At 64.6% G+C, this 26096-nt stretch carries 25 protein-coding genes; 16 read left to right on the top strand and 9 right to left on the bottom strand.

From position 1 onward, the window contains the following. Positions 1 to 159: 159 nt before the first annotated feature. Both BG57_RS33340 and BG57_RS10705 read right to left on the bottom strand, forming a co-directional pair. Positions 160 to 297, bottom strand: a complete 138-nt coding sequence (locus BG57_RS33340; protein ID WP_167569255.1) for a hypothetical protein — start codon at positions 295 to 297, stop codon at positions 160 to 162. A gap of 130 nt (positions 298 to 427) precedes the next feature. Continuing rightward, positions 428 to 1390 carry an AEC family transporter gene (locus BG57_RS10705; protein WP_152562559.1) on the bottom strand — a complete coding sequence of 321 codons (963 nt, stop codon included), beginning with the start codon at positions 1388 to 1390 and terminating at the stop codon, positions 428 to 430. Positions 1391 to 1826: 436 nt separating this feature from the next. Here BG57_RS10705 and BG57_RS10700 point away from each other — a divergent pair, with 436 nt between their 5' ends. Next, complete coding sequence (locus BG57_RS10700) at positions 1827 to 2396, top strand: lipocalin family protein (protein WP_035962882.1); 570 nt, start codon at positions 1827 to 1829, stop codon at positions 2394 to 2396. Between the two features lie 387 nt (positions 2397 to 2783). Here the strand turns inward: BG57_RS10700 and BG57_RS10695 are convergent, their stop codons facing one another. Beyond that, positions 2784 to 4226: a sigma-54 interaction domain-containing protein gene (locus BG57_RS10695; RefSeq protein ID WP_035962881.1), complete on the bottom strand. Its 1443-nt coding sequence runs from the start codon at positions 4224 to 4226 to the stop codon at positions 2784 to 2786. A gap of 265 nt (positions 4227 to 4491) precedes the next feature. Here BG57_RS10695 and BG57_RS10690 point away from each other — a divergent pair, with 265 nt between their 5' ends. From BG57_RS10690 to BG57_RS10675, 4 genes are all read left to right on the top strand, one after another. Next, entirely contained in the window at positions 4492 to 5892 is a 1401-nt protein-coding gene (locus tag BG57_RS10690) for a GntP family permease (RefSeq protein ID WP_035962880.1), read from the top strand. Positions 5893 to 5918: 26 nt separating this feature from the next. Further along, positions 5919 to 6710, top strand: a complete 792-nt coding sequence (locus BG57_RS10685; RefSeq protein ID WP_035962878.1) for a 3-hydroxybutyrate dehydrogenase — start codon at positions 5919 to 5921, stop codon at positions 6708 to 6710. 376 nt (positions 6711 to 7086) lie between these two features. Beyond that, a complete protein-coding gene (locus BG57_RS10680) occupies positions 7087 to 8664 on the top strand; it encodes a methyl-accepting chemotaxis protein (protein ID WP_035963047.1) in 1578 nt (525 codons plus the stop codon). A 62-nt stretch (positions 8665 to 8726) separates the two neighbouring features. Further along, positions 8727 to 8960: a hypothetical protein gene (locus BG57_RS10675; RefSeq protein ID WP_035962877.1), complete on the top strand. Its 234-nt coding sequence runs from the start codon at positions 8727 to 8729 to the stop codon at positions 8958 to 8960. A 76-nt stretch (positions 8961 to 9036) separates the two neighbouring features. Here the strand turns inward: BG57_RS10675 and BG57_RS10670 are convergent, their stop codons facing one another. Further along, complete coding sequence (locus BG57_RS10670) at positions 9037 to 11049, bottom strand: AI-2E family transporter (RefSeq protein WP_229754032.1); 2013 nt, start codon at positions 11047 to 11049, stop codon at positions 9037 to 9039. Here BG57_RS10670 and BG57_RS32970 point away from each other — a divergent pair. The 7 genes from BG57_RS32970 (at position 11048) to zwf (ending at position 17197) form a co-directional block, all read left to right on the top strand. Continuing rightward, positions 11048 to 11197, top strand: coding sequence for a hypothetical protein (locus BG57_RS32970; protein WP_160174722.1), 150 nt, complete (start codon positions 11048 to 11050; stop codon positions 11195 to 11197). The two genes, BG57_RS10670 and BG57_RS32970, sit on opposite strands and share 2 nt — an antisense overlap. A gap of 18 nt (positions 11198 to 11215) precedes the next feature. Beyond that, positions 11216 to 11398: a DUF1289 domain-containing protein gene (locus BG57_RS10665; RefSeq protein WP_035962875.1), complete on the top strand. Its 183-nt coding sequence runs from the start codon at positions 11216 to 11218 to the stop codon at positions 11396 to 11398. A gap of 67 nt (positions 11399 to 11465) precedes the next feature. Next, complete coding sequence (locus BG57_RS10660; protein ID WP_052005725.1) at positions 11466 to 11732, top strand: hypothetical protein; 267 nt, start codon at positions 11466 to 11468, stop codon at positions 11730 to 11732. Between the two features lie 128 nt (positions 11733 to 11860). Continuing rightward, positions 11861 to 12481 (top strand): glutathione S-transferase family protein, encoded by a 621-nt coding sequence (locus tag BG57_RS10655; RefSeq protein WP_035962872.1) that lies wholly within the window; start codon positions 11861 to 11863, stop codon positions 12479 to 12481. A 24-nt stretch (positions 12482 to 12505) separates the two neighbouring features. Further along, complete coding sequence (locus BG57_RS10650; RefSeq protein ID WP_035962871.1) at positions 12506 to 14557, top strand: 2Fe-2S iron-sulfur cluster-binding protein; 2052 nt, start codon at positions 12506 to 12508, stop codon at positions 14555 to 14557. A gap of 80 nt (positions 14558 to 14637) precedes the next feature. Then, positions 14638 to 15537 carry a LysR family transcriptional regulator gene (locus BG57_RS10645; RefSeq protein ID WP_035963044.1) on the top strand — a complete coding sequence of 300 codons (900 nt, stop codon included), beginning with the start codon at positions 14638 to 14640 and terminating at the stop codon, positions 15535 to 15537. A gap of 184 nt (positions 15538 to 15721) precedes the next feature. Continuing rightward, positions 15722 to 17197, top strand: coding sequence for a glucose-6-phosphate dehydrogenase (gene zwf, locus BG57_RS10640; protein ID WP_035963042.1), 1476 nt, complete (start codon positions 15722 to 15724; stop codon positions 17195 to 17197). A 1-nt stretch (position 17198) separates the two neighbouring features. Here zwf and BG57_RS10635 read toward each other — a convergent pair whose 3' ends face one another. Next, entirely contained in the window at positions 17199 to 18452 is a 1254-nt protein-coding gene (locus BG57_RS10635; RefSeq protein WP_081850868.1) for an FUSC family protein, read from the bottom strand. A 176-nt stretch (positions 18453 to 18628) separates the two neighbouring features. Here BG57_RS10635 and wrbA point away from each other — a divergent pair, with 176 nt between their 5' ends. Next, positions 18629 to 19231, top strand: coding sequence for an NAD(P)H:quinone oxidoreductase (wrbA, locus tag BG57_RS10630; protein ID WP_035962870.1), 603 nt, complete (start codon positions 18629 to 18631; stop codon positions 19229 to 19231). A 344-nt stretch (positions 19232 to 19575) separates the two neighbouring features. Here wrbA and BG57_RS10625 read toward each other — a convergent pair whose 3' ends face one another. Beyond that, positions 19576 to 20346 (bottom strand): IclR family transcriptional regulator domain-containing protein, encoded by a 771-nt coding sequence (locus BG57_RS10625; protein WP_035963040.1) that lies wholly within the window; start codon positions 20344 to 20346, stop codon positions 19576 to 19578. Positions 20347 to 20593: 247 nt separating this feature from the next. Here BG57_RS10625 and BG57_RS10620 point away from each other — a divergent pair, with 247 nt between their 5' ends. From BG57_RS10620 to BG57_RS10610, 3 genes are all read left to right on the top strand, one after another. Next, complete coding sequence (locus BG57_RS10620; RefSeq protein WP_035962868.1) at positions 20594 to 22000, top strand: MFS transporter; 1407 nt, start codon at positions 20594 to 20596, stop codon at positions 21998 to 22000. Positions 22001 to 22196: 196 nt separating this feature from the next. Next, entirely contained in the window at positions 22197 to 22490 is a 294-nt protein-coding gene (locus BG57_RS10615; RefSeq protein WP_035962866.1) for a hypothetical protein, read from the top strand. Positions 22491 to 22588: 98 nt separating this feature from the next. Further along, positions 22589 to 23503, top strand: coding sequence for a LysR family transcriptional regulator (locus BG57_RS10610; protein WP_035962865.1), 915 nt, complete (start codon positions 22589 to 22591; stop codon positions 23501 to 23503). Between the two features lie 8 nt (positions 23504 to 23511). On the opposite strand, the gene BG57_RS10605 is transcribed toward BG57_RS10610, so the two are convergent. From BG57_RS10605 to BG57_RS10595, 3 genes are read right to left on the bottom strand one after another with little or no spacing between them, the layout of a single operon-like run. Further along, positions 23512 to 23724, bottom strand: coding sequence for a hypothetical protein (locus tag BG57_RS10605; protein WP_035962864.1), 213 nt, complete (start codon positions 23722 to 23724; stop codon positions 23512 to 23514). A 10-nt stretch (positions 23725 to 23734) separates the two neighbouring features. After that, a complete protein-coding gene (locus BG57_RS10600) occupies positions 23735 to 25111 on the bottom strand; it encodes an ATP-binding protein (RefSeq protein WP_035962863.1) in 1377 nt (458 codons plus the stop codon). After that, positions 25108 to 25770: a response regulator gene (locus tag BG57_RS10595; protein WP_035962861.1), complete on the bottom strand. Its 663-nt coding sequence runs from the start codon at positions 25768 to 25770 to the stop codon at positions 25108 to 25110. Before BG57_RS10595 ends, BG57_RS10600 begins: the two co-directional genes overlap by 4 nt. Positions 25771 to 26096: the final 326 nt, after the last annotated feature.

The following is a 26096-nucleotide window of genomic DNA, read 5'->3' as shown; positions in this document are numbered from 1 at the left end:
CACTACACGGTTTGCGCTCAGCTATCCCCAAGTTTATCCACAGATTCTGTGGATAAGTCGGGGACTTGAACGGCAGGACGGCGGGTTTCGATTCATGGATGAAACAATGCGAGGCGTTGTTGCTTCAGAGGATGCCTCCTGGCCGCCATAACGCCGGCTTTACTGCCCGAAAAACACATTACATTGCGACGCCGGCCCCTGGCAGGACGAAGCCTGCTGGGCGTCCGCTGCCTGCGCCGCGCCGGCGGCAGCGAAAAGAGCGATAGACGCAGCGAGGATAGAAAGAATGCGCTTCATGAGACATCTCCTGAGGTTCGTTTGCCGATCGGACGCGATCGATGAGCGAACTTTATCCATGAGGCGTCTGTTGAAAAAGCGCTTTCCCCTGAAGTAATTCTTGTCGTCAACGTAATAATCCAGCGCGCGCTCAGAGCATGACCGCAAGACACAGCGTGACGGTGACGAGCGACAGCACGGTCGAAAACAGTATCGTGCTCGAAGTCACGCTGCCATCTCGCCGATAAAACTCCGCGAGCATGAACGGGCCAGTGCCGGTCGGCAGCGCGCTCAGTATCACCGCTGTCTTAGCCCACAGCCCCGGCAGCTTGAACACGTGAACGGCAAGCCACCAGGTCAGAAGCGGCTGCGCAACTAGCTTCAAGGCGACGAGCACGCCCGTGGTCCTGACGTTGTGCGCTTCGCTCTTGCCGCCGAGAAACAGCCCGAGCGCGACCAGCGCGCAAGGACTCGCTGCTCCGCCCAGCAACTTGATGAGCGCCTCGCCCCCCTGCGGCAGGACCAGTCCCGACGCGTTGAACAACGCGCCCGCAACCGGCGCGATCAACAACGGATTTTTGCAGAGCGATTTCGCCACGCGCCACACCGTCGCGCCGATGTGCCGCTGCGTTTGCAAGCCGAGTTCGATCAGGACGATCGCCACGCCGAACAGCACGCACACCGTCAAGATCGTCGCGATGACGGCCGGCGCGAGGCTCTCCTTGCCGAACGCCAGGAGGCAAAGCGGCAAGCCGACGAAGCCCGTGTTCGGGTAGGCCGCGTTGAGTCCGTCGATGCTGGCGTCGGCGAGGGGCCGCGATTGCATCAGCCGCACGCCGAGCGTCAACGCGAACACGACCGCCGATCCGATCCCGAACACCGCAATGAACGCGGGCTGATCGAGCATGGCGAGCGGCGTTCTCGCCATCGTGTCGAAGAGCAGCGCGGGCAAGGCGAGATAGACGACGAACCGGTTCAGTTCCGATGCCGCAGCCGGTCCAAGCTTGCCGAGCTTGCGGCACGCAAAGCCGGCGAAGACGAGGCCGAAGACCGGCAGGATGATCGAGAAAAGCGGGGCGAGCAGAGCGGGCAGCCCGGAAACCAGCGATGACATGTGAGGCGTTTGGGGAACGCGAAAGGAGCCAAAGCATACCCGCGATCGCAAAGGTGAGACAGTTCGGGAGCCGCGCGACGGTGAGACGGTCGGCACGGCGTGGCTCACGGATGGACTATCTTGAAGGCGCGCTGGGGCGCGAGAAGGAATGCAAGCCTCTGATACTTAAGGCTTTGCTGAAGTGCACGCGGTATCGCCCGGATGTGACGCCGCACCGCCTAAGAGTAGTCGTTCTGGTTTGCGGTGAGAACATTCGGGAGTCAAACAGTTCGCGCTGAATCGAAGTGCATACCAGCAAAAAAGTGCTTGCAGACCAATGGGTTACGAACCGCAATCCGGTTCTACACGATGCCATCGCCCCCGCAAAGGTGAGGGTTTTCAGGAGTTCCGGAACGGACCTTGCTCCCTCCGATGTCCCATTCATCCGCAAACAGCAATGAAATTCAGAAAACCTTGGACGTACGGCGCGGCGGCGCTGGTCATGATCGCGGGCATCGGCGCATTGGCCGCGTGTGCAGTGCAGGGCGCCACGCGAAGCGGTAACGACCACGTGCCGGAACCGTCGAAGGCCGTCGATCTCGATCGCTATCTCGGCCAATGGTTCGAATTCGCGCGTTACGAGAACCGCTTCGAGCGCAATTGCGAGGCCGTCACCGCGAACTACGCGCGTCGTGAGGACGGACTGATCTCCGTCGTCAATGCGTGCCGCGAGGGCGGACTGTCCGGGAAATATCGCGCAGCGGAAGGACGCGCGAAAGTCGTCACCGGCTCGAACGGTACGAAGCTGAAGGTGTCGTTCTTCGGTCCGTTCTATGTCGGCGACTACTGGATTCTCGATCACGCCGACGACTACACGTGGTCGATCGTCGGCGAGCCAACGGGCCGTTATCTTTGGATTCTCACGCGCGAGGCGCGTCCTTCGGCGGAGTTGCGCCGCACCCTGCTCGCGCGCGCGAGTGCACTCGGCTACGACGTCACGATGCTGCGGGAAACACAGCACGACTGAAGCGCGCCGCCGTTCATCGGGCGTTCCGCGTCAGTTCGCCTTGCACGCCAGCAGCAGCGCGTTCTGATTATTTTCGCTGGACTGCTCGAGCACGTCGTAACCGCCCGGGCACGCGACCTTCGCGTTATCCGTGCAAAGACGCCAGCCGCCATAGGCCGGACACGTGACGAGTTGCGTGGGCCGGCCATCGGCAGAAAAAAGTGGCGGTGAACTGCTGCACCGCCGAGCGCCGACACCCCCGCCGCGAGCAGCGCGATTGAGCCGATTCCTTTGCCGATCTTCATCCCGCACCCCTTGTTTTCCGGTCGTTATTCTTGGTTCCCGATGGATTGCGCGAGTATGCCACGCGATGCTTTCTCATCCATGCGATCGTGCGCGCCGCCGATGTCACACCGCAATGCCGAGCGCCGCGATCTTCTTGTACAGCGTCGCGCGCCCGATGCCGATGCGCTGCGCCGCATCCGCGACACGCCCGCCGCTTGCGCGCAACGCATCTGAGAGGAAGCGCCGCTCGAAGTCGTTCATCGCTTCGGCGTACGGCATCGGCGGCATCGGCGGCGCGCCGTCGTCGGGCGCGGGCAGCGTCGCGGGCTTTGAATCGATGAAAGGCGCGAGCGCCCGCGCATCGATATGCTCGCTCTCCGACAGCATCAGCGCGCGCTCGAGCGTGTTGCGCAATTCGCGGACGTTGCCGGGCCACGCGCAGGCCGTGAGCAGGCGCAGCGCGTCGTCGTGCAGCACGAACTGGCTGATGTGACCGGTGCGCGCTTCGCCCGACAGCTCCTCGAGGATTGCGTATGCGAGCGCCTCGATGTCGCCGAGACGCTCGCGCAAAGGCGGCGCGTGGATCGTCAGCACGTTCAGGCGATAGAACAAATCCGCGCGGAACCGCCCCGCCGCGACCAGCGCGGGCAAATCGGCAGACGTCGCCGCGATGATCCGCACATCCGCGCGCACGATGCGATTCGATCCGAGCGGCTCGAACTCCTTGTCCTGAAGCACGCGCAGCAGCTTGCCCTGCAAAGGCAGCGGCATGTCGCCGATTTCGTCGAGAAAGAGCGTGCCGCCGTCCGCCAGTTCGAACTTGCCGACGCGCCCCTTGCGCTCCGCGCCGGTGTAGGCGCCCGGCGCCGCGCCGAAGAATTCGACTTCCAGCAGCGTGTCCGGGATCGCCGCGACGTTCACGGTGACGAGCGGCTTGGCGGCGCGCGTCGATGCGCCGTGGATCGCGTGCGCGAGCAGTTCCTTGCCCGTGCCGGTTTCGCCGAGCAGCAGCACGGGCGAATCGACGAGTGCCGCGCGCCGCGCCTGCCGCTTCACTTCAAGACTCGCCGGACTCGTGCCGACGAAGCTCGCGAACGTGTACTTCGCGCGCCGCGCCTGCGCGAGCGACTGGCGCGTCGCGATCAATTCCTGCTGCACGCGCGAGTAGTGCGCGAAAAGCGGCGTCAGCGCCTTCATCTCATCGAAGAGCGCGAAGCCGATCGCACCGACCGTCGCGCCCTGATCGTCCTTTAGCGGCAGCCGGGTGACGACGAGCGGCTCGCGATCCGTTTCGAGCACATCGAGCAGAATCGGCTTGCCCGTCGCGACGACTTCGCGCATGAGGCTGTTCGGAATAACGGCTTCGCAATCGAGGCCGATGGCGTCGGTCGGATCGGAGAAACCGAAGCGCGCCGCATACCGCTTGTTGATCCAGACGACGCGGGAGTCCGCATCGACGATGAAAGTGCCTTCGCTCAAATTTTCGAAGGTCTTGAATAGCGATTCCATTGCGCGCCGCATGACGTCGCTATAGTCCGCCGGCACGTTGATCCAGTCGTTGCGCATGAGCGCATGTCTCCGTTTTTCTCGTATCGGCGACAGCGTATCTCATTTTGGAGACGATATGCAGTGCGGGTTGACGGGCTTCGGCGCTGCTCGTCGTCTCGATCCGTAGACTTTTTCGCTCAACGGAGACGCTTCAAGCGCCTGTCGATACGCGCATCCCAGTGCCCACGGACGTTGGCACGGAATCTGCAACTTCCCGCCCGCCGTAAGCGCCGTCACAAGGCGCACCGGAAACATTGCAAAGAACAAACATTATGGAGACTCAATGTCGTTCCTCATCGTACTCGCCGCCCTGGCGTTTCTGATGCTGGCCGCCTATCGCGGATACAGCGTCATCCTTTTCGCGCCGATCGCCGCCCTCGCGGCCGTCCTCCTCACCGATCCCGCCGCCGTCGCGCCGGTGTTCTCGGGCATCTTCATGGAGAAGATGGTCGGCTTCGTGAAGCTCTACTTCCCCGTGTTCCTGCTCGGCGCGGTTTTCGGCAAGGTGATCGAACTGTCGGGATTCTCCGAGTCGATCGTCGCGGCCGCGATCCGCTACATCGGCAAATCGCGGGTGAATGCGGTGATCGTCGCGGTGTGCGCGCTGCTCACCTATGGCGGCGTGTCGCTGTTCGTCGTCGTGTTCGCGGTCTATCCGTTCGCGGCGGAGATGTATCGGCAAAGCAATATCCCGAAGCGGCTGATGCCCGGCGCGATCGCGCTCGGCGCGTTCTCCTTCACGATGGATTCGCTTCCCGGCACACCGCAGATTCAGAACATCATCCCGACGACCTTCTTCAAGACGACCGGCTGGGCCGCGCCGTGGCTGGGCGTGATCGGTTCGGCGTTCATCATCGTCGTGGGCCTGAGCTTTCTCGAATGGCGCCGACGCTCGACGATGGCCAAGGGCGAAGGCTATGGCACCTCGCTCGTGAACGAGCCGGAACGCGTCGAGTCGACGAATCTGCCGAATCCGCTGCTCGCGATTGCGCCGCTGGTGCTCGTTGGCGTCGCGAACTTCGCGCTCACGCGCTGGATTCCGCTGTGGTACGGCGCGAGCTATACCGTGGCGCCTGAAGCACTGCCGGGCGTGCATACGCCGGTGACGACGGCCATCAAGCCGGTTATCGCGATCTGGGCTGTCGAAGGCGCGCTGCTGCTGGGTATTCTGCTCGTGCTGGTGACGGCGTTTCCGCGCGTGAAGGAACGCTTCGCGCCGGGCACGCGTGCGGCGGTCGCGGGCGCGCTGCTCGCCGCGATGAACACTGCGTCGGAGTATGGCTTCGGCGGTGTGATCGCTGCATTGCCGGGCTTCCTCGTGGTATCGGATGCGCTCAAGAGCATTCCGAATCCGCTCGTCAATGCGGCAATTTCGGTCAGTTCGCTGGCGGGCATCACGGGATCGGCGTCGGGCGGGATGAGTATCGCGCTGGCGGCGATGTCGGATGTGTTCATCAAGGGCGCGGAAGCGGCGCATATTCCGCTGGAAGTGCTGCATCGCGTGGTCGCGATGGCGAGCGGCGGCATGGACACGCTGCCGCACAACGGCGCGGTGATCACGCTGCTTGCGGTGACGGGGCTGACGCATCGCGAGTCTTATCGCGATATCTTCGCCGTGACGATCATCAAGACGCTGGCTGTGTTCTTCGTGATCGGCGTGTATTACGCGACCGGCATCGTCTGATAACCCAAATAAATGGATAAGCGCTCATGACTCAATCCGCATCTAAAACGCTTGCCGGCAAGACGGCGCTCGTGACCGGCTCGACGAGCGGCATCGGCTTAGGCATTGCCACGGCGCTCGCGCACGCGGGCGCGAATCTCGTGCTGAACGGCTTCGGCGACGTGAGCGGCGCGCTCGCGCAGATCGAAGCGACTGGCGCGCAGGCGGTTCATCATCCCGCCGACATGACGAAGCCTGACGAGATCGAAGCGATGATCGCCTTCGCCAACGAGCGCTTCGGCGCGGTCGACGTGCTCGTGAACAACGCGGGCATTCAGCATGTCGCGACGATCGACGAGTTTCCGGTGGATCGCTGGGACGCGATCATCGCGATCAATCTGAGTTCGGCGTTCCATACGATGCGTGTCGCGCTTCCCGCGATGCGTGCGCGCAACTGGGGACGCGTGATTAACATTGCGTCGGTGCATGGACTGGTGGGATCGGCGGGCAAGTCGGCGTATGTCGCGGCGAAGCACGGCATTCTCGGGCTCACGAAGGTGGCGGCGCTGGAGAATGCGCGCACTGGCGTGACCGTCAATGCGATCTGTCCGGGATTCGTGCTGACGCCGCTCGTGCAGAAGCAGATCGACGATCTGGCGGCGCGTGAATCGCTTTCGGCGGATGCGGCGCGGGCGAAGTTGCTCGGGGAGAAGCAGCCGTCGGCGCAGTTCGTGACGCCGGAGCAGATCGGCGATATGACCGTGTTTCTATGTTCCGATGCGGCGAGCGAGATGCGCGGGTCGGCGTTGCAGATCGATGGAGGGTGGAGCGCGCAGTGATTCTGCGCTGGGGCGCGCGGCGTTTGTTTGCATGTTGCTGCGCAAGCTTGCGGGTTGCTGTCGGTTGTCTTATGTGTCGCTGAACTTGTGTTCATGTCGGTCTATTGCTCGCCCCGGGAGAGGCGAACTAATAGACCGACGCGATAAGAATCACCACATCGCGCACGTGCCGACGCGATAACAGTTGGAATGAAGAACGTCAGCCCGTCTCGCCAACGCGCCAGCCCGCAACGAGGAAAACAGGCGATACGCAAGCAGCGCCGAGAACGCTGAGTCATTCCGCCGCATTCCCCTAAATTTTGTAGGGAAATCTGCCGTTATGTCCATGAATGCGAAAGCGCGTCACCGCGCGATATCAAAAAAGCAAAAGGACATCATGCGCAACAGCCAGCCCGTCACCCAGCACGAATTCGACTACCCCGCCTCGGAGATGCTCGTCTCCGCGACCGATCTGTCCGGCAACATCCAGTACTGCAACCCGGCCTTCGTATCGGTCTCGGGCTACTCGCGCGACGAACTCATCGGCCAGCCGCACAACACCATCCGCCATCCGGACATGCCGCGCGAAGCGTTCGCCGATCTCTGGTCGACCATTCGCGCCGGCCGCTCGTGGACCGCGCTCGTCAAGAACCGCCGCAAGAACGGCGATCACTACTGGGTCCGCGCCAACGTCACGCCCGTGATGGAGCACGGCAAGGCCGTCGGCTATCTCAGCGTGCGCGTCAAGCCGAGCCGCGCTGAAATCAACGAAGCCGAAGCCCTCTACGCGACCATGCGCAACGGCAATTCACAGCATCGGCTCGTGGCCGGCGCGCTCGTGCGACTCGGCATCGCGGGCAAGCTCGCCGCCATCGCCCGCATGCCGGTCAGCGCGCGCGTCGCGATGGGCTTCGCCGCCATGCCGGCCGTCACGCTGATCGCGGCGCTGGCCGCCTGGCGCGGCGCGCCGCCGATGCCGTTCTGGATCGCGTTCGGCGCGGGCGCGGCGGTCAGCATCGCGGGATGGCTCGCACTCTCGCGTCAACTCGATACCCCCGTCCGTACGATGTCCGGCTTCGCCGCACGCATGGCCGCCGGCGACCTTACCGCCGACATCCCCGACGCGCGCCACGACGATCTCGGCGAAGTGCAGCGCGCGCTCGGCCAGCTCAAGGCGAATCTCGCCGCCATCGTGTTCGACGTGCGCGGCCAGATCGGCGGCGTGCTCGACGCCGCTCGCGAAATCTCCAGCGGCAACACGGATCTCTCGCGCCGCACCGAGTTGCAGGCGGCTTCGCTCGAACAGACAGCCGCGACGATGGACCAGCTCACCACAACCGTTCAGGGCAACGCGGACGCCACCGTGCGCGCCCTCGAAGTCGTCAAGGAAGCGCAAGCCGCGGCGGACGACGGCGGGCGCATCGCAAGCCAGGTCGAGCAGACGATGGAGCGGATCACGGCGGCCTCGCGTCGTATCGCGGACATCACCGATGTGATCGACGGCATCGCGTTCCAGACCAACATCCTCGCGCTCAACGCGGCCGTCGAAGCGGCGCGCGCAGGCGAGGCGGGCCGCTCGTTCGCGGTCGTCGCGACCGAAGTGCGCGGGCTCGCCCAGCGATGCGCGGCATCGGCGAAGGAAATCGAGAACGTGGTGGCGACGAGCGTCGCGCAGATCGCGGAAGGGACGAACCTCGTGTCGCGCACGACGAGCCAGATGCGCGCGATCGACGAAGCGGTCAACCGCGTATCGGCGATCATCATGGAAGTGGCGAAGGCGAGCGGCGAACAGGCCGACGGCATCGCGCAGGTGAATCAGGCAGTCGCCCATCTGGACGATTCGACGCAGCAGAACGCCGCGCTCGTCGAGCAGGCTGCGGCCACGGCGAAGCGTCTTGCTGAACGCGCCGTCGTGCTGGACGAAGCGGTGCGTCTCTTCACCGTCGAGCCGGCGCGCGAGCGGACCACGGCGTAGCCCGCGGGCGCGGCAACGGGCACTCTTGGTACTATCAGGACATTGCCAACGAGGAGTGCCCGATGACCGCTGAAAACAATCGCGTGGAAGAAGCGCGAGCGATGGAACGTATCGTCAATGCGACGAAGCAGGTACAGACCGCGTTCCTCGGATTGCAGAAGCAGTTCCCGCCCGAAGGCGACGGCCGGCCATCGCAGATGGCGCTGCAAACATTCGACGCCGCGCTGCAAGAACTCGAAGAAGCGCAAGCGGCGTTCGACACCATGCTCAACGATCTGTTCGACGGGAATCGCTGAGCGGGTCACGGCCCGCTTTCCCGCGCACACGTGGCGCGTCGCCAGCTACGGCCGTCACGGCTGACAGCGTTACCGCTCACGCATTGCGCAACGCCGCGACATCCGCCCGCACGTTGCTTTGCGCGGGCTCGGCGGGTTCGGCGGGCAACGCACCCGGCGCCGTCCACGACACCGCGTCCGTGGATTGCCGACGCGCGGCGGCCACGCACGCATCGACCAGTTCCTTGAACGACACCGCCGCCGAACTGGTCCGCACGAGCACTTCGCCTTGCAGCGGACTTTCCGGAAACACCAGCCCGACGATCAGTTCCGCCGACGGCGCGCGCTGATGCAGCCGGCGCAAAAGGTTGCGCAGATACGGCGGCGATTCGGCTGCATCGAAAGACACGACGCAGATGATCGTCACGCCCGACAAGTCCACTTCGCCGAAGCGGCCACGCGAAAATCCCTCGTAGCCCGCCAGATCCGCGCCCAGCCCATGCTTGCGAAACAGCTGCACGGCGATGGTCGCGGCGAGATCGTCGAGTTCGCTTCGACCCGCGATGCACAGCACCGACGCGGTGTGTCCTTCCGCAGCCGCATCGAAGCGCTCGGGCGGCGTTTCGGAGGCGATCTTCACGGCCTCGTCCGACGACATCGGGCTAGCAGGCGGCTCCTCCTTGCGCGGCCCGGACGGCACCGTATCCTCCGTGTCCTCCAGCCCCTCGATGATGTCGAGCGCCGATTCGTTGATGCGCTTCAACTGGTCCGCCGTCACCACGCCGCGCTGCACGTCGTTGTGGGCGAGGCGCAGCCCTTCGAGCGCGACTTCGTCGTAATAGGCGATCAGCGAACGCTCCTTCAGCAGCGATTCCGCCTGCACGAGCGCCTCGTCGGGATCGTTCGCCAATAGTCGCTGATAGAAATTCTCGGCGGGCGTGAGCGCGGGTCGATCGCCGAACAAAACGTCGAGAAATTCGAGCCGATCGACGTGACGCCCGAGAATCACGAGACAAAGCGTGAGCGGCGTCGACAGCACGAGGCCGATCGGCCCCCAGATCCAGCTCCAGAAAATCGCCGCGACGATCACCGCGAACGGCGAAAGCCCCGTGCTATGCCCGTACAGCAGCGGCTCGACGATTTGCCCCGCCGTGATGTCGGTGATGGCGAAGAGCACGACGGTCCAGATCAGCATCGTCCAGCCGGGGCCGACGGCCGCCGCGAACACCACCGCGACGATCGCGGCGATCCACGTCCCGACGTAAGGCACGAAGCGCAGCAGCGTCGTCATCACGCCGAACAGCAGCGCGCCCGGCACGCCGATGATCGCGAGCCCGATCGAAATGACGATCCCGACGCCCACGTTGATGCCCAGTTGCGCGAGGAAATAACGCGAGAGGCGGCGCGCGGCTTCGTCCATCGCGGTGGTGGCGCGGTGCAGGTCGCGCGAGCCGAAAAGACGAATCAGGCGGTCGCGCAGATCCTCTCGCTGCAACAGGATGAACACCGCGACCACGAGCACGATGCCGGTCGTCTCCAGCGGGCTGATCACCGGCGACAGGAAACGCTGCGCAAGTTCGAGCGGCGTCGGCGTCGGCTCGTGAACTTCGACAGGCATCGGCTGGTCGATCGGCGACGCGGCCGGATTGTTCTCGTCGGTGCGCGGCTCCTGCTCCCGTGCGGGCGACACGCGCTTCAGCGCACGCGACGCGCGCCCGAGAAACTCGTCGGCGCGGCCCACGGTCAGGCGCTGGATGTTGTCGACCTTGCGTTCGACGGCCACCTGATATTTCGGCAGATCGCCCGCGAGTTGCGCAACCTGCGCACCGATCAGCGCGCCCACCGCCGTCAGCACCGACAACGCGACGACGACCGCGACGATCACCGACGGCACCTGCCCGAAGCGCAGCCGGCGCAGGAAATCGACGAACGGCGCAAGCAGAAAGCTCAACAGGATGGCGAGGATGATCGGGATCATCACCGCGCGCCCGAAGTAAAGCGCGCATATGACGACGACGCCCGTCAGCAGCGACGCCAGTGCGCGCAGGCCCGGCGCGTCGGGCGGCAGGACTTTGGCGGGGGGCCGGCGCGGACCGGGAAGCTGGGGCATGGAGATTGCACTCTTCGAAGTAGTCAAGCGTAGAAGCAAGGCTCGTGCCGGTGAGTTTATCCGGGAGCGTGCCGCATCTATCGCGATCATCGACACAATCAGTTGGATGCGCCTGCATCCGCATGGGAAAGTGGTTGTCCTTCGTTAAAGCCGAGGCAAGACAAGTATGGGCGTCGATTCACCGTGCATTAGCATCTGCAAGTTCGATGAGAAGACCGGCTTCTGCATCGGCTGCCTGCGCACGAAGGAAGAGTGCAGGAAATGGAAGAAGATGAAGGACAAGCATCGCGTGCGGATCATCGACGACCGTGCCGCGCGCAAGGCGAAGCTTAAGAAGCACAAGAAATAGGCATCGGGGAAAGAGTTCGAAGGAGTCGATGATGCGAGCAATGGCTTTTCTATGCGGCCTGTCGATCATGGCCGCCTCTCCCGCTCATGCGCAGTTGCATCCGAGCCCCGAAGCGGACATGAACGCGCCGCACAACAGCACGCGTCTCATGCCCGGCGCTCCGCTCGGCAGCGAGTATCCGACGCACGGTAACGCGCAAGCCGGCGAACTCAATCTGAATCCGGCCGACCCGCGCGCCCAGTTGTCCAACGGCTTGCCGAACAACGCGAACAGCGGCGGATATGGTTCGCCGCTCGCGGGCAACAAGACAAACGTGCCGCCGCGCGGCGACTAAACGCGACGCCACTGTTCTCGCAACGAGAACAGTTATTTGAATTTCGCTGGTATTCACCTCGAAACGGCAAGAACCGATACTGCTTCACAGAGGCCGGGACGTCTCCCGGCCGTATCCGGGGTATTGCCATGAAGCTCTATCACCATCCGCTGTCGGGGCATTCGCATCGCGCGCGCCTCTTTCTGCATCTGTTGAACATCGAGCATGACGAAGAGCAGGTCGACCTCGCGGCGGGCGCGCACAAGTCGCCCGAGTTTTTGCGCATCAATCGCTTTGGTCAGGTGCCGGTGCTCGTCGATGGCGAGCGTACCATCGCCGATTCGAACGCGATCCTCGTCTATCTCGCGAAGCGCGCCGGCGCAACGCAATGGCTCCCCGACACGCCCGAAGGCGCCGCCGCCGTGCAGCGCTGGCTGTCGGTGGCGGCGGGGCAAGTCGCGTTCGGCCCCGCTGCGGCGCGGCTCATCACCGTGTTCGGCAGCAAGTTCGACGCGAACGAAGTGATCGCCCGCGCGCATGCCGTGCTCAAGGTGATCGATGGCGAGTTGCAGGATCGCGAGTGGATCGCGGATATCGGCGCTGCGCATCCCACCATCGCGGATGTCGCGCTTTACAGCTATATCGCCAGCGCGCCGGAAGGCAATGTCGATCTGTCCGGCTATCGCAACGTGAACGCGTGGCTGCGGCGCATCGAAGCGTTGCCCGGCTTCGTGCCGTTCCAGAAGACGGCCGCCGGTCTCGCCGCCTGACACCCGCGCCCGGAGCTTACGATCATGTCCACACCGTCTTCGATCCCGGCGACGCCCTGGCATCGCGGCGAGATCGCGCTGCAAAAGGCCGCGGGCGCCTACGACCGCATGCGTGCGCTCGGCCAGCGCGTCGTGCGGGACTACATGCCGGAGCAGCATCGGCAGTTTTTCGCGCAGTTGCCGTTCGTCGTCGCCGGCACGGTCGATGATCACGGCGACGCCTGGGCGACCTTTCTGACCGGCCGTCCCGGCTTCATGCAAACGCCCGATGCCACGACGCTGTCCGTCGCGCACGCACCCGATCCGCTCGATCCCGCCGACGCCGGTCTGCGCGACGGCGCATCGGTCGGCATGCTCGGCATCGAACTGCACACGCGCCGCCGCAATCGCGTGAACGGCGTGATTCATCGTCACGGCGATGCGTTCGACCTGCGCGTCGAGCAGAGCTTCGGCAATTGCCCGCAATACATTCAGCTCCGCGACTTCACGTTCGTGCGAGACGAGCCGCCGACGGCGCAACCCATCGCGCTCGATGCAAACTCGCCTCGCATGCGGTCGATGATCGAGCGCGCCGATACGTTCTTCGTCGCGTCGTACTTCGACCGCGAGGACGGGCATCGTCAGGTGGATGTGTCGCATCGCGGCGGCAAGGCGGGTTTCGTGCGCGTATCCCGCGACGGCGACGGCGCGCTCACCATTCCCGACTTCGCGGGCAATCTCTTCTTCAACACGCTCGGCAACATTTCGGTGAACGGCAAGGCCGGCCTGGTGTTCGCGGACTTCGCGACGGGCGACGTGCTGCAACTCACGGGCGACGCGCAAGTGCTGACGGATTCGCCTGAAATCGCCGCGTTCCAGGGCGCGGAACGCCTGTGGCGTTTCACGCCGCGCCGCGTCGTGCTGCGCGAAGATGCGCTGCCGCTGCGCTGGGCTTTTCGCGACGAAGGCTGGTCACCGAATTCGCTGATGACCGGCGACTGGAGCGAAGCGGCGCAACGCATCAAGGCAGCGGCGCTCGCGGATGCGTGGCGGCCGTATCGCGTGAGCCGGATCGTCGATGAAAGCGATGTGATCCGCTCGTTCTGGCTCGAACCCGCCGATGGCGCGGGCATCGTGCCGCACGCCGCCGGCCAGCACTTGCCGGTGCGCGTGACGCTGCCCGACGCCGCGAAGCCGGCCGTGCGGACTTACACGCTGTCGGTCGCGCCGGGCGATGGCGTCGTGCGGATCAGTGTGAAGCGCGAAGGCCGCGTGTCGGCGCATCTGCACGATACGCTGAAAGTGGGCGACATCATCGAGGCGCGCGCGCCCGCAGGCAGCTTCACGATCGATGCGTTCGAAACGCGCCCCGCCGTGTTGCTGGCCGCCGGCGTCGGCATCACGCCGATGCTCGCGATGCTGCGTCACATCGTCTATGAAGGATTGCGCACGCGGCGGGTTCGCCCGACGTGGCTGATCGCATCGGCGCGCACGCTCGCGAGCCGCGCGTTCGCCGCTGAAATCGACGCGCTTGCGCGAAGCGCGGGCGGCGCGGTGCACGTGCTCCGCGTGCTGAGCGACAGCCAGGGCGCGGAACTCACGCGCGATTACGACGTGTCGGGGCGCATCGATATCGACATGTTGACGAGCCGTCTGCCGTTCAACGATTACGACTTCTATCTGTGCGGGCCGGGCGCGTTCATGCAGTCGCTTTACGACGGCCTGCGCGCGCTGAACGTCGCGGATGCGCGCATTCATGCCGAGGCGTTCGGACCGGCATCGTTGAATCGCGATGTCGAGCATCAGCCGATGCGTCCGCCCGCGCAGCAAGCGGTCACGGTTCGCTTCGCGAAGTCGAATCGCGAAGCGCAATGGAAGCCTGAAGGCGGCAGTCTGCTCGAACTCGCTGAAGCGTCGGGCGTCGATGCGGAATCGAACTGCCGCGGCGGCACGTGCGGCACATGCAGGACCCGCATCGTCAAGGGCGCGGTGACCTACGCGAAAGCGCCCGCGTACGAAGTCGAAGACAACGAAGCGCTGATCTGTTGCGCGATGCCCGCCGCCGACACCGAAGGCGCACTGGAACTCGATCTCTGAAGCGCCGCGCCGCGATTGCGACCGATGCCCGCATGCCCGAGAATGCACGGCAACTCATCCGCCCGCTTCCCGCATCCTACATGGACCGCTTTCAGGCAATGTCGACCTTCGTCACGGTGGTCGAAACCGGCGGCTTTGCCTCCGCCGCGCGCAAGCTCGATGTATCACCTTCGGTCGTGAGCCGCGTCGTCACCGAGCTGGAGGAACGGCTCGGGGTGCGGCTGTTGACACGAACCACGCGCGTCGTGCGTCTCACCGATGCCGGCAACGGCTTCTTCGAAGACTGCCGGCGCATTCTCGGCGAAGTCGACAGCGCCGAACTCGCCGCGCGAGGCACGCACGCCGCGCCGCGCGGCGTGCTTTCGCTGACCGCGCCCGTGCTGTTCGGCAGGCTGCACGTGACGCCGATCGTGCTCGACTATCTCTCGCGCTATCCCGAAGCCGATGCGAACTGCTGGTTCATCGACCGCGTGGTGAATCTCGTCGATGAGGGCATCGACGTGGCCGTGCGCATCGCGCAACTGCCGGACTCGTCGTTGCAGGCGATTCCGGTCGGGCGCGTGCGGCGCGTGCTGTGCGCTTCGCCCGGCTATCTCGCGAAGCATGGCGCACCGGTGCATCCCGACGATCTCGAACGGCATACGATCATCGCATCGACGGGATCGTCGACGCCGCCCGAATGGCGGCTCCACGACGGCGAGCGCCAGATTCTCGTACACACGCATCCGCGCTTCATGACGACGACGAACGATTCGGCCATCGACGCCGCGCTCGCGGACTTCGGCATCGCACGGCTGCTGTCGTATCAGGTCGCGCAGCATGTGAGCGAAGGACGGCTCGTCATCGTGCTGCCCGAGTATCAGCCGCCGCCGCTGCCGATTCATCTCGTGCATCGCGAAGGCCGCCACGTCACGCAGAAGGTGCGCGCGTTTCTCGATCTCGCGGTCGCCACGCTGCGCGCGGATGATTCGTTGCGCTGATCGCGCTAAACAGACGCGGCGGCGCGTGGCTGCGGGAATCTTTGCGTGAATCGAACGTCCGTTAGCGCACGGGCCGTGCAAAATGACGGCAAACCATGCAACATAGCTCTCTTCAGCGCGTTGCATCGGGCATCGTTTCCGCTCGATGCAACCGGCTCTTCCGAACCTCAACGGCTCACGCACCATGACGAATTCGACTTCTCCCTCGAACGAACGCCCGCTCGACATGATCATCTTCGGCGGCGGCGGAGACCTGGCCGCGCGCAAGCTGCTGCCCGCGCTCTACATGGCGCACACGCACTGCAACCTGCCCGCCGATACGCGCATTCTCGCCATCGGCCGCAAGGACTGGACGCGCGAAGATTATCTGAAGAATTTCATGGAAAAGCAGTCGCGTCCGTTCATCGACGAGAACGCTTTCGACGCGCAGTCGTGGGACAAATTTCTCGCGCTGTTCGACTACGTCCGCGTCGATGTCGAGAACCCGGACGACTTCCGCAGGCTCGCGGAAGCATCGCGTGACGGCGCGCAGCGCGTGTTCTATCTGTCGACGTCGCCGGAACTGTTCACGACCATCTGCGACAACCTCGCGGCCGCGGGCATCGTCGACGATCATGCGCGCGTCGTGCTGGAAAAGCCGCTCGGTCACGATCTCGCCTCGGCGCGCGCCATCAACGATGCAGTCGGCAAGCGTTTCAAGGAAGAGCAGATCTATCGCATCGACCATTATCTCGGCAAGGAAACGGTGCAGAACCTGATGGTGCTGCGCTTCGGCAATGCGATCTTCGGGCCGCTGTGGCAGTCGCCGTATATCAAGAGCGTGCAGATCACGGTGTCGGAGACGGTCGGCGTCGGCAGCCGCGCGGGCTTCTACGATCACACCGGCGCGCTGCGCGACATGGTGCAGAACCACTTGCTGCAACTGCTGTGCATCGTTGCGATGGAACCGCCCGTCTCGCTCGATCCCGACGCCGTGCGCGACGAAAAGCTCAAGGTGCTGAAATCGCTGCGCCCGATGACCGTGTCGGACATCGCCCGCGACACCGTGCGCGGCCAGTATGCGGCGGGCGCGGTCGGCGGCGAGCCGGTGAAGGGCTATCTGCAGGAAGAGAACGTGCCCGCCGACAGCCGCGCTGAGACGTTCGTCGCGTTGCGCGCGCATATCAACAACTGGCGCTGGGCCAACGTGCCGTTCTTTCTGCGCACCGGCAAGCGCATGCAGACGCGCAAGTCGGAAATCGTGATCGATTTCGCGGACCTGCCGTTCTCCATCATCCCGAGCGGGCCGCGCAATTACGGCAACCGTCTCATCATCACGCTGCAGCCGGAAGAGTCCATCCAGTTGCAAATGCTCGCTAAAGAACCCGGCAGCGGCATGCAGATGCTGCCCGTGAACCTCAATCTCGACTTGCAGCAGGCGATGACCCAGCGCCGCGCGGAAGCGTATGAGCGCCTGTTGATCGATGTCATTCGCGGACGTCTCACGCATTTCATGCGCCGCGACGAACTCGAAGCGGCGTGGGCGTGGGTCGAACCGATTCTCAACGGCTGGAAGGAACTGGGCGACAAGCCGCGTGGTTACACGGCGGGCACGTTCGGGCCGGCGGCTTCGTCGGCGCTGATGGCGCGGGAAAACCTGGCCTGGGCAGAAGAGGCCTGATTCACGCCGCGCGGCGGCGGGATATCGCGGTTCCGGCGGCCATCACGGCAGCCAGCACCGCGATGCCGCTCACGATGCCCGCGAGCCGCAAGAGCGCGGGCATCGGGTCGGACGACCATTCATGGTCCTGCACGAACACCATGATGAACGCGATGGTGAACTGCCGTCCCACATAGCTCGCGCCTTGCGAGCCCGTCTGCACGTGACAGCCGATCCACACGCCCGCGCATAGCGCGAGCATGCACGCGAGGGCGTTATCGCCGATCAGCGGCAACAGCGCGAGACTGAGCGCGCCCGCGAGCAGGCAGCCGGCGAAGCGCTGGACCATGCGCGCGGCGATCGGCTTGCGCGTCGGCTGACCGAGCGACGACGCGGGCAGGATCAACACGGCGATGGCCGTCACCATCGCCTGAGGGAAGCCCGGCAGGTCGTACGCATACGCCAGCGAAGCGAGAATCACGACGGACCACGCGGCGTGCCATGCAATGCGCCTGTGCCGCGCCTCGGCCGATGCTTCGAGCCGCGCCGCGTCGGAGCGCACGAGCGCGGTCTTGTGGCTCGCGCCATCCACGCGATCCGCCGTCGATGCGGCCAGCGCGCCGGGCATCGGCGCAACGCCGCGTGACTTCCGGTAGTGCTGCACGCCCGCGTGGAAGAGCGCGGAGACGGCCACGCACGCCAGCGTCCCGACGATCACTTCGGCCACGCGCAGCAGCGCGAACGATGCCGTCGCCGATGCCGACGCCAGCCGGTGCGCCTCGAACGTCACCATCAGCGATGTGACCGCGCCGAGCACCCACGCATAGCCGGCATCGGAGACGAGCGCCCGATACACCGACACGCCCGCGATCATCCCGAGCAAGGGCACGACGAGCCACGGCGTATCGCCGATGAGCGGTCCTGCGGTTGCGCCGAGCAGCGCGCCCGCAATCGTGCCGAGCACGCGATGCACGCCGCGTTGCGCGCACGCCGAGAATTTCGAGTGCATCACCGCGAATCCGCTGATCGCGGCCCACCAGACATGCGTGAGATCGAAGACGTGCGCCAGTGCGACCGCAAGCGCGACGGACAGCATCGCCTGCGTGCCGAAACGCGCGCGTGACGACGACGGCCGAATCGCGACGAGTTCGCGCCCGAGCGCGCTGAACGCGTCGCGCAGGATGCCGCCGAGCGCGCCGAGGCTGGCTGCGGCGCGACGGTTGATGCGGCGCGCGCTGCGGTTGGCCCTGCTGTCGGCGGGCTGATCGTTGGGCATCGTTCGTGCGGTTGTCGTGCGTCACATTCGAGCGTAGCCGCGTATCGGCGATGACGCAAAGAAACGCATCGGAACAGTTGTTAAAGCGCGAAAGGCGTTTTCTGCAGCACTCCGAAGCCGATGCTATCGTCTGCGTTCGCGCTCGACCTCGACCCATCCCGACACAAGGACATCTCATGGCGAAAGTGCTGGTTCTCTACTACTCGATGTATGGCCACGTCGAAAAGATGGCGCAGGCCGTCGCCGAAGGAGCGGGCGGCGTGGCGGGCGTCGAGGTGACGGTCAAGCGCGTGCCGGAAACGATTCCGGCCGATCAGGCTTCGGTGATCGGCGTGAAGCTGGATCAGCAAGCGCCGGTCGCCAGCATCGACGAACTCGGGAACTACGACGCCATCGTCTTCGGCACCCCGACGCGCTTCGGCAACATGGCCGGCCAGATGCGAACGTTCCTCGACCAGACCGGCGGGCTGTGGGTGAAAGGCGCGCTGATCGGCAAGGTCGGCAGCGTGTTCACATCGACGGCGTCGCAACACGGCGGTCAGGAAACCACGATCACCTCGTTCCACACGACGCTGCTGCATCACGGCATGGTGATCGTCGGCGTGCCGTATGCGTGCCCCGCGCTGACCAACATGCAAGAGATCACCGGCGGCACGCCCTACGGCGCGACGACGATCGTCGGCCCCGACGGCAAGCGTCAGCCGACGGACAACGAACTCGAAATCGCCCGCTATCAGGGCAAACATGTGGCCGAGCTTGCGGTAAAGATCGCGGGTTGATCGCGGCTGTAGGCTCGTGGCGAACAGGTCGGGCGATGGCTGTTGGTGTTGCGCCCACTATCGCTCGCGCGGACGCCGATGCAACCGTGCGTGTGCCGCTGGCATGGTCGCTGCATGGTTCAGGGCGTCACATCTCGTCAGCCTGCCACTGCAAGACGTGACCGGACCGGTTGCCTCGTGCGCCGGTCCGTTCTTATCGGCCTAGCCGATATTCGCTCGAATTGTTCGGCAAACTAACGAGTTGTTCGATGACGCTTTGCGGCTGAATGAACGGCTTGTCGCGCCCCTGAAAACCCTCACCTTTGCCCGGCTCCCGTAAGTCCTCACCACTCGCCGGACCGACATCAAATAACGTTCAGCATTGCGAGCGCGGTCTCCTGCAACGGCTGCAGCACGCGGGCGAGCGCCGCCTCGTGCGTCTCCTTCCCGATCGGCATGTTCACCGACAACGCCGCCACCACCTGGCCGTGACGATTCTTGATCGGCACCGCCACGCCGCGCACGCCAACCTGCAACTGCTGTTCGATCGCGACGAAACCATCCACGCGCGCCTGGCGGATCTTCTCGTGGAGCTTCTCCTTGTTGGTCAGCGTGAGCGGCGTGAACGGCTTGAACTCGGTCGCGTCGAGCCAATGGCGGACGGCATCCTCGTCCGGCTTGTAGGCGAGCATCACGAGCCCGCCCGACATCAGCGCAGCCGGCACCCGCGCGCCCAGCACGAAGCCCGTGGTCATCACGCGCGTGGAGCCGTTACGCGCGATGATGACGAGATCCCATTCATCGAGCACGCTCACATAGACGGATTCGTGGATCGTCGCGCTCAATTGCTGGAGATACGGCTGCACGATGCGCGGCAGCCGCGCCGAATCGAAATACGACCAGCCGACGCGCAACACGCGCGGCGTCAGGTTGAAGAGCTTGCCGTCGGTCTGTACGTAACCTAGATGCGCGAGCGTCAGCAGATAGCGGCGCGCCGCCGTGCGCGTCATGCCGGTGCGCGCCGCCGCCTGCGTCGGCGTCATGCGGGCGTGCTGGTCGTCGAAGGCTTCGAGAATCGCCAGACCCTTCTCCAGCCCGGCGATCCAGTCGCGCTTGTCGAGTGCGGGCTTGTTCATTGTCAAACCTTGCATTTAGCTAGTGCTAACCCCCAAAGCGGTCGATTATCGGACACGCGCGTACGATAATCGCGCATAATCTATCACAAATCGTTGCCGGAGAAGGGCCGCGCCCCTATTCTCCAATCACCCGGAGCGACGCGCTCGCCACCGCTCTTTGCCTCGTGCATCGGCGGGATGACGAATCAGAAGAACGAGACAGGCGGCACGCGAGTTCAATCGATTAACCCATTGTTCGGAGACACATATGGCTAGCCTTAAGGAAGAAGCGCACGGCGGCCGCCAGGCGAAGAAGGCAACGGCGAGCGGCTGGATCGGCTCGGCGCTGGAGTACTACGACTTCTTCATTTACGCGCAGGCGGCGGCGCTGATCTTTCCACAGTTGTTCTTCCCGTCGGGCAATCCGAAGGTGGCGATCGTCGCATCGCTCGCGACCTATGGCGTCGGTTATGTGGCGCGTCCTATCGGCGCGTTCGTGCTCGGGCACCTTGGCGACACCCACGGCCGCAAGAACGTGCTGCTGATCTGCATGTTCCTGATGGGCTTCTCGACGATGGCGGTCGGTCTTCTGCCGACGTACCACCAGATCGGCATGGCCGCACCGGCGATGCTCGTCCTGCTCCGTCTGATCCAGGGCTTCGCGGTGGCTGGCGAAATTTCCGGCGCGAGTTCGATGATTCTCGAGCACGCACCGTCCGGACGGCGCGGCTACTATGCGAGCTTCACGCTGCAGGGCGTGCAGGCCGGCCAGATTCTCGCGGCCGCCGTGTTCCTGCCGCTCGCGGCGTTCATGCCCGAGGAGATGTTCAACTCATGGGGCTGGCGCGTGCCGTTCCTGCTGTCGGCGTTCGTGCTGGTCGCGGGTTACATCATCCGTCGCGAAGTGCATGAAACGCCGGCGTTCACCGCGGAAGGCGCTCAGGGCGAACTGCCGAAGTCGCCGATCAAGGAAGCGTTCGCCAACAGCACGCCCGACATGGTCCGCGTGGTCTGCATGGCGCTGATGAACGTCATTCCCGTGGTCACGACGATTTTCGGGGCGGCGTACGCGGTGCAGGCTTCGTATGGCATCGGCTTTCACAAGAGCGTGTATCTGTGGATTCCGGTTGCCGGCAACATCCTGGCGGTGCTGGTGATTCCGTTTATCGGCAATCTGTCGGATCGCGTCGGACGCCGCATTCCGATGATCACCGGTTCGCTGCTCGCGGGTCTGCTCTCGTTTGCGTATCTCTACGCGATCAGCATCCACAACGTGCCGCTGGCGATCGTGATGTCGCTCCTGATGTGGGGCGTCGTCTATCAGGGATACAACGCGATTTTCCCGAGCTTCTTCCCCGAACTGTTCCCGACCCGCTCGCGTGTTTCGGCGATGGCGATTGCGCAGAACATCGGCACGACGATCACCGCGCTGCTGCCCGCGCTGTTCGCCACCGTTGCGCCGCCGGGATCGACGAATATTCCGCTGACCATCGGGGCGCTGGCTTTCAGCGTGACGATCATCGCGTCGATCGCCGCGTGGTCTGCGCGGGAAACGTATCGCGTGCGTCTGGAAGATCTCGGCAAGAAGGATGCGGTGCCGATGAGCGAGCAGGAGTATGAGCGCATCCGCGCAAATTCGATGGCGGAGCGCCGCGACGCGAAGGCCCATGCCTGACGCGCGCTGATAGCTGAGTGTTGGAAGCACGGGCCCTTCGGGGCCCGTTTCTTTTGTGGTGCGGCGCTCGCTTCGATATCGCATCGAACGCGTATTGACGATCTTCGACGATGAACTAATATCGACTCATCCGAACGGCCCCTGCCCGCGATGCATCGGGTCCATGTGTTTCAGTGCTTAACTCAGGAGACGAGTCATGCCTGTCAAACTTGTCAACAGTGAGATATCGTGGAACCAGTCGAGGAACCAAGGCCTCGTCGTCCTTCAGTTTCAGAGCGGGCAACGAACCGGTATCAAAGTTTTATCGCTGGCTGAACTGGCAGGCTGGGCCGCGATCATCTCGAGCGGCCAGGTATTCGGTACGCCGGATGGCTGGCTCGTCGGCCTCGATGCCAGCAGCGCGATAAGAAGCGACAGCGAAGGCGAGGGAACTGAAGTCCCATTTCCGGTAGCCTCCGTCGTTCCCGATTCCGAGTTTCATCTGGCGTAACGCGACACCGCGCGGGCCCGACCGCAGCGCCCATTCCGCGCATCGCTGCGTTTCGCGCGCTACCATCACCGTCATTCATCGATGACGATCAAGCGCGCATGCCCGCCCCCACCACGCATCTTCTCCCCGCCCTCAATATCTTCACCGCGATCGTCGATACCGGCACGTTCGCCGCCGCCGCAGAAAAGCTCGGCATGTCCCCGCCCGGCGTGAGCCGCGCGATCACGCGTCTCGAAGCGAAACTCAAAATCCGGCTCTTCGACCGCACCACGCGAACCGTCTCCCTGACTGACGATGGCCGACGCTTCTACGGCCAGGTCATGCCGCATCTCCTCGGCATCGAAGAAGCCGCAGCGACTGCATCGAGCAGCACGACAGCCGTGCGGGGACGCTTGCGCGTCAATGTCGATCCGATCTTTTCGCGGCTCGTGCTCGGCCCGCAACTCGAAGCGTTCATGCAGGCGCATCCCGAACTCGATCTCGAACTCATCACGCGCGACCGGCTCGGCGACATGATCGCCGATGGCTTCGATCTCGCCGTGCGCTTCGGCGAGCCGCGCAACTCGAGCCTCGTCGCGCGCAAGCTGCTCGACACGCCGGTGCATACCGTCGCCGCGCCGTCCTACATCGCTCGATGCGGCCGGCCCGCGACGCCGCAATCGCTCGCCACCGACGCGCACACCTGCATCGAATTCCGCGATCCCGAGACGGGGCGGCCGTTTGCGTGGGAGTTTCATCGCAAGAAGAAGCGGCTGACGGTCGAAACGCGCGGGCACCTGACGCTCAACGATCCCGGCACGCTGCTGAGCGCGTGTCTGTCCGGCTATGGCGTCGCGCAGATACTGGAGCTGGGGCACGAGCACCTGCTGGCCGAAGGAAAGCTCGTCGATCTCTTTCCCGACTGGCCGGACGAACGATTTCCGCTCTATGCGTTTCATCCGTCGCGGCATCATCCGCCCGCTAAAACAAGGGCTTTTCTCGATTTCGCGATCGCGCTGACGAACCAGCGCTGAAGGCCGCGCTACCGCGCGCACGCATCGGGCCGCGCCTTCGCGCCACGGCGATCCTGCGGAACCTTGCAATTGTCGACGCGCTGCTCGTCGCTGGCCTTGTCGCCGAGGCGCTCCTTCAGCGTCTTTGCTTCCGACGCCGCGGGCACGCTGGCGGCATCGTCGGCGCGTGCGACGTTGGCCGATAAAATGAGGATGGCGAAGTAATAAGCGAGGCACTTCATGGCACGATCATCACCGCATTGCGAGGGCCGCGCTTCCCGCTTCTTGCGCTTTCATTTCCACTGCGCGCAATCCACGCAACGATACCGCGAGGCCGCCTGCATCGCGATTCGTTACCGCGAACGCCGCATGATGTCGTTGCGCGACCCGCAGCGCGATGGCGAGTCCAAGCCCGCTGCCCTGCCCTTGCGTGCCGACGCATCGATAGAAGCGGTCGCACGCGCGGTCGATCTCTTCGGCCGGAATGCCGGGGCCGGTGTCGAGCACGGTAAGCGCGATGCCGTCGCTCTCGCGCCGCAGCGTCACATCGACGCGTCCGCCGTACGGCGTATGACGGATCGCGTTGTCGAGCAGATTGTTGACGAGCACCGCGAGCGCGTGCATGTCGCCGCATATCGTGTAGGTGTCGTACTCGTCGTGCGCTTCTTCGAGCACGAGACCGAGGTCGATCGACTTCGCCTCCGCGATCAGCGAAAAGTCCGCGACGCGCGTTTCGCAAAGCGTGCGCAGGCTCATCGGCGCGATGGCCGCCTCGCGCGCCGCATCCTCCCGCGCCATGCTGAGCAATTGCTGCGCGAGATGGATCAGCCGGTTCAGCCGGCCGTCGATTTTAGCGAGCGTGGCGCTATCGACCTTCAGCGATCCATCGCTGATTGCGCCCTGGATCTGCAGCTTCAGCGCGGTCAGCGGCGTGCGCAGCTCGTGCGCCGCATCGGCGACGAAGATGCGCTGCGCCTCCGATGCATCGTTCAGCCGCGCGAGCAGGCCGTTCAGTTCGTCGACGAGCGGACGAAGTTCATCGGGCATCGGCGTGGCGACCGCTACCGGTTCGCGCGATTCGTGGGAGCGCGCGGCGATCGACGAGGACAGCCATCGGACCGGCGCGAGTCCGCGCGCGACCACCACGAGCACGATCACGACGATCGCCGGTATCAGCAAGACGAGCGGCCAGATGATGCGCAACGCAAGCTCGATCGCCATGTCGTCGCGTACGTAGTAAGGTTGCGCCACCTGCACGAAGCGATCCGGCAGCGCGACGCCGAACGCGCGCCACCGATACCCCTCGCGCTCCGCCGACTGAAAGCCGTCGCCGAAGCGCGGCAACGCGGGCTCGTGCGGCGAGTGATAGACGAGACGCCCGGAAGCGTCCCAGATGTCGATGACCAACCGGTCATCCGCGATGCCGTGCAGTTCGTGCGTACGCCCTTCGGCGGCATGGGCGGCGGGAATGTTGTCGGGCAGCGAGAGCGCGACCGTACGCAATTCGTAATCGAAGAGTTCGCCCGCTTCGAGCCGCGCCGCGCGGAAAATGCCGTAGCCCGCGATCAGGCAAGCGAGCGCCAGCCCGCAGATGAGCCAGCCGAGCAGCCAGCGGCGAATCGAGTTCATCCGATCCTCTTCAGCCGGTAACCGACGCCGCGCACCGTCACAATTTCATCCGGCCCGATCTTGCGCCGCAAGCTGTGCACATGGACTTCGATCGCATTGCTGCCCACTTCGTCGCCCCAGCCATACAGTTTTTCTTCGAGTTCGCGGCGGCGGAACACGCGCGACGGCTCTTCGATCAACGCCTGCAACAACGCGAATTCGCGCGGCACGAGGTTGAGCGGCGCGCCGCTCTTGGCGGCTTCGTGCGCGGCGGGATCGAGCGTCAGTTCGCCATGCGCATAGACGAGTTGCTTGTGCCCCGTGCGACGTCTGAGCAGGGCGCGCACGCGGGCGGCCAGCTCGTCGAGATCGAAGGGCTTCATCAGATAGTCGTCGGCGCCGGCGTCGAGGCCGCGAATGCGATCGTCGATGGCGTCGCGCGCGGTGAGGATCATCACGGGCGCATCGCCGCCGTTCTTGCGGTAGACGCCGAGCACGTCGAGGCCGTGGCGCTTCGGCAAGGTCAGATCGAGCAGCACGAGATCGTAAACACCGTTCGCAAGCGAGAGCTCGGCCGCCCGGCCATCCTGCGCCCAGTCGACCGTATAGCTCGCACGACGCAGCGCGGCCAGCACCGTCTCCGCGATCATCTCGTCGTCCTCCACCAATAGCAGACGCATGCGGGTCTCCAGGGCTTGCGTGTCGCCGCCGATTGTCCTCGACGCTTGCTTAAGCGCGGCTTAACGCGAGCGTGCGGCTTCGGAGCCGGAGCCTTGATTTGGCGCCCCCCGCAGCACGCGCTTAAGCGTTGCATAAGTTTTCAGGCCGCACTATACCGCCACGGACATTGCTCTGCTTCGAGGCCAGCGCGTCGCGGCACACGCGGCCTCTTCGATGCATCCACGCGGTCGGGCGTGACTCGGAACGCGCCCGGTCCGACTTGCACCCGGCTTCGGCCGGGTTTTTTTCGTCGATAGAGGCGTGACCGGCAGTTCGCGTCGAACGT

The organism is Caballeronia grimmiae (assembly GCF_000698555.1).
Classification (GTDB): Bacteria; Pseudomonadota; Gammaproteobacteria; order Burkholderiales; family Burkholderiaceae; genus Caballeronia; species Caballeronia grimmiae.
Note: the sequence above shows the minus strand (reverse complement) of the source record. Positions and strands in the feature narration are given on the sequence as shown.